Here is a 2,940-nt window from a genome sequence, read left to right on the forward strand (position 1 = left end):
CTGATTGTGCCGACCGACGGACAACGCGATTTCGTGTACGGCGCGCGCGTGACGAGCAAGGCGGCCCCCGCCTTCATGCTGCGCGAAGCGGCAGATCCGCAGGCGCAGCGCACGCATGTGTATGGCATCGTCACGTTCTTCGGGGACGGGCGGCTCGGCTATGACATCGAGTATCTGCGCGGCGACGAAATCATCGCCGACGTGCTGCGTCAGTACGAGCGCTACGTCTCGCTCGCCGCCGACAAGCGCACGCATCTGCTGAATCGTGCGCCGGGACACGCGACCGGGGCGGAATGATGGGCCGCCGGCTGTGCGTGGATGATGCTGCGCTCACGCCGGCGCCGATAGCCGGCGCTTCCCGCAGGCGCGCCCCGCATCCCTTCGACAACGGCCGGTACAACACCGCGCGCCGGCTGTGCTGGCCCGAGGCGCGCCAGAGGACCAGTCACCTTTGCATGTTGACCCACGTGCGCTCGCGAACGTCGGCGCCGGCACGCAGGTGCCGGTTCGGCCGCCTTGACACTGCCCCTGTCCAAACGGCCAACCGCCATCCGACGCGCTTGCTGCCGCTCAAAATACTGTCTATATTTACAGCACTGTATTTATAAACAGTGAGGCGCGCGATGGAAAATCTGGTCCGGATCGTCAACGACACCGATCGACAAGTACTGGCCTGGCTCCGCACGCAGGTCGGCGACACACGGGTGGAGCGTGCGGCGCGGCAACTCGGGCACACGCGCAAGCCTTATCCATCGGCCGTTTGCCGGTATCTCGGCGTGGTTCCGCCCGCTACGCTGCGTCACTCGGTGCGCGCGAAGCCAGTGCGTGATTTCACGGTTGGCGATCGGTATCTGTCGCTGATTCGTCAGCATCTCGCCGCTCACGCCGCCGGGCGCTGACGTCGCGAGGCTCATCGCGCCGCCCGGCGCGGTTCGAACCGCTCGAGCGCGGCCATGCCGCGCCGGCATCCCGCCGACGATCAATCTCGCAATCAATGCGACACGCCAGGAGAGTGCGAATGCGCCCGCGAACCGCACGTGCGAAACGGCAGCCCCGAATCTCCGTGGCCCGTCAGGCGTCGTCGCAACAGTCATCCAGCAACAACGTCCCGATCCGCGCCGGTACGAGCGGTGTACGCGGAACCGGCGGCGTCCAGCCCAATAGCGCCCGAGCTGCCGCGCCGCACACGCGTCCCTGGCATGCGCCCATTCCGCAACGCGACTGCAGCTTCGCGGCCGCCCAGCCGGGTGCATTCGCAACCGCGTCGAAACGCACATCCTCACAGCGGCAGATCAGCGTATCCGGACGTGCCAGATTGCGGATCGGTTCCCGAATCGCAAACCGCTCGCGCACCGCATCGGCAAACGCCTGCCAGCGCGCGCGCCGTTCGATCAGCACCGACAGCCGTCCGCTCTGGCCGGTCGCCACGCAGCCCGCGATCTCCCCCTCGACGATCGCCAGCTCGCTGCCGCCGACGCCGGTGCATTCGCCCGCCGCAAAGTGCCCGGCGCGGCTCGTCCGCTGGTACGTATCGACCGCCACCGCGCCATTTTCCAGCCGGCAGCCCAGATGACTCGGCAGCACCGTATTCGGCACCAGGCCGAACCCGCATGCAAGCCGGTCGCATTCGAGCTCGGTTTCACGGCCGCCCTGCCTGATTCGCACGCCTTCCAGCCGTTTGTCGCCGAACGCCTCGACGACGTGCGCATCCGGACGATAAGCGGCCGTCATCAGTTGCGTAGCTTGCACGAGCTTCGACGGCCAGCGCCACAATCCGGCGCCGAAACCGAGCACATCCGCCCGCGTGGCCTGCTCGAGCACACGCAGCACACGTGCGCCGGCATGCCGCGCGGTCGCCGCACTCGCCAGCAGCAGCGGGCCGCTGCCCGCGATCACGGTGCGCCGCCCACGTACGTCGAGGCCCTGCTTGATCAACGCCTGAAGCCCGCCCGCGCCCGTCACCCCGGGCAGCGTCCAGCCCGGGAACGGCAACAGCAGCTCACGTGCGCCGCAACACAAGATCAGCGTCCCGTATTCGAGCAGCAGCCCGCGTTCGTCGTCTTCCAGCAGCAACGAGCCGGGCTTCGATTCGGCGACGATCCGCGTCGCCGCCAAGTGCCGCACGTTCGGATGACTCAACACCTTCAGGCGCGCGCCGGCCGCCGCCGGCACCGCGACGCCCGGCCCTTGCCGCCAGATCTGGCCGCCGGCGCGCGGATTGTCGTCGACGATCGCGACCGACGCGCCGCTTTGCAACGCCGCCTGCGCGGCGGAAAGGCCAGCCGGACCCGCACCGACGATCGCAATGTCGACATTCAAATGCTCATGCTTCATCGCGTGCGCTCCACCTGCATGCCTTCGCGGCACAGCGTCTGGCACGCGAGCCGCCGCCGCCCGTCGATCGTCATCCGGCATTCCTGGCAGACGCCCATGCCGCAAAACGGGGCACGCGGCGCACCGGCGCACGACACGCGGGTTGTATCGTCGCCGCTGCGGGCAACGGCGACCGCGACGGTCAGGCCGTCGGGCACGGTCAGCGGACGGCCATCCAGTTGAATGTTCATGCAAACTCTCCGGCGACACGGGACGTCGACAGGAAACGTCCCGGCAAATACGGTTCGACATCGATGGCCGGCGGTTCACCGAGCATCTGCGCGACGACGAGCCGCGCACTGCCCGGCGCGGTCGTGACACCCAGCCCTTCATGCCCGACCGCGAGCCACAGGCCCGGCTGCGCCGGATGCTCGCCGAGCAACGGCAAGCCGTCAGGGCTGGCTGCGCGGAAACCGGTCCACGCGCGAATGCCGTTCAGATCGGCGAGCGCAGGCAGATAACCGGTCGCACGGCGCAGCATGCGCGCGAGCACTGGCGGCTCGACACGCGGATCCTCGGTGTCGAACTGCCGCGACGAGCCGATCAGCAACTGTCCGGTCGGGCGCG

The 2,940-nt window shown here is 68.5% G+C and carries 4 protein-coding genes and 1 pseudogene; 2 read left to right on the plus strand and 3 right to left on the minus strand.

Annotation, left to right across the window (positions count from 1 at the left end):
• Nucleotides 1–297 (plus strand): annotated as a pseudogene (locus KH616_RS23650) (transporter); the annotation flags it as partial.
• Between the two features lie 326 nt (nt 298–623).
• Nucleotides 624–899: a hypothetical protein gene (locus KH616_RS23655; protein WP_292253438.1), complete on the plus strand. Its 276-nt coding sequence runs from the start codon at nt 624–626 to the stop codon at nt 897–899.
• Between the two features lie 172 nt (nt 900–1,071).
• Here the strand turns inward: KH616_RS23655 and KH616_RS23660 are convergent, their stop codons facing one another.
• The 3 genes from KH616_RS23660 to KH616_RS23670 form a co-directional block, all read right to left on the minus strand.
• Complete coding sequence (locus KH616_RS23660; protein ID WP_292253441.1) at nt 1,072–2,334, minus strand: FAD/NAD(P)-binding oxidoreductase; 1,263 nt, start codon at nt 2,332–2,334, stop codon at nt 1,072–1,074.
• Nucleotides 2,331–2,564 (minus strand): (2Fe-2S)-binding protein, encoded by a 234-nt coding sequence (locus KH616_RS23665; protein ID WP_292253443.1) that lies wholly within the window; start codon nt 2,562–2,564, stop codon nt 2,331–2,333. The genes KH616_RS23660 and KH616_RS23665 overlap by 4 nt, the downstream gene beginning before the upstream one ends.
• Nucleotides 2,561–2,940, minus strand: a 380-nt coding sequence (locus tag KH616_RS23670) for an FAD-binding oxidoreductase (RefSeq protein WP_292253445.1), incomplete at its 5' end; no start/stop codon positions are given. The genes KH616_RS23670 and KH616_RS23665, both read right to left, overlap by 4 nt.

Origin of the sequence: Burkholderia sp., from assembly GCF_018375725.1 — a bacterium.
Taxonomy (GTDB): Bacteria; Pseudomonadota; Gammaproteobacteria; order Burkholderiales; family Burkholderiaceae; genus Burkholderia.

Coding starts and splice junctions, on each gene's coding strand:
- KH616_RS23660 (WP_292253441.1), bottom strand. CDS start 2,334: ATGAAGCATGAGCATTTGAATGTCGACATTGCGATCGTCGGTGCGGGT.
- KH616_RS23665 (WP_292253443.1), bottom strand. CDS start 2,564: ATGAACATTCAACTGGATGGCCGTCCGCTGACCGTGCCCGACGGCCTG.
- KH616_RS23655 (WP_292253438.1), top strand. CDS start 624: ATGGAAAATCTGGTCCGGATCGTCAACGACACCGATCGACAAGTACTG.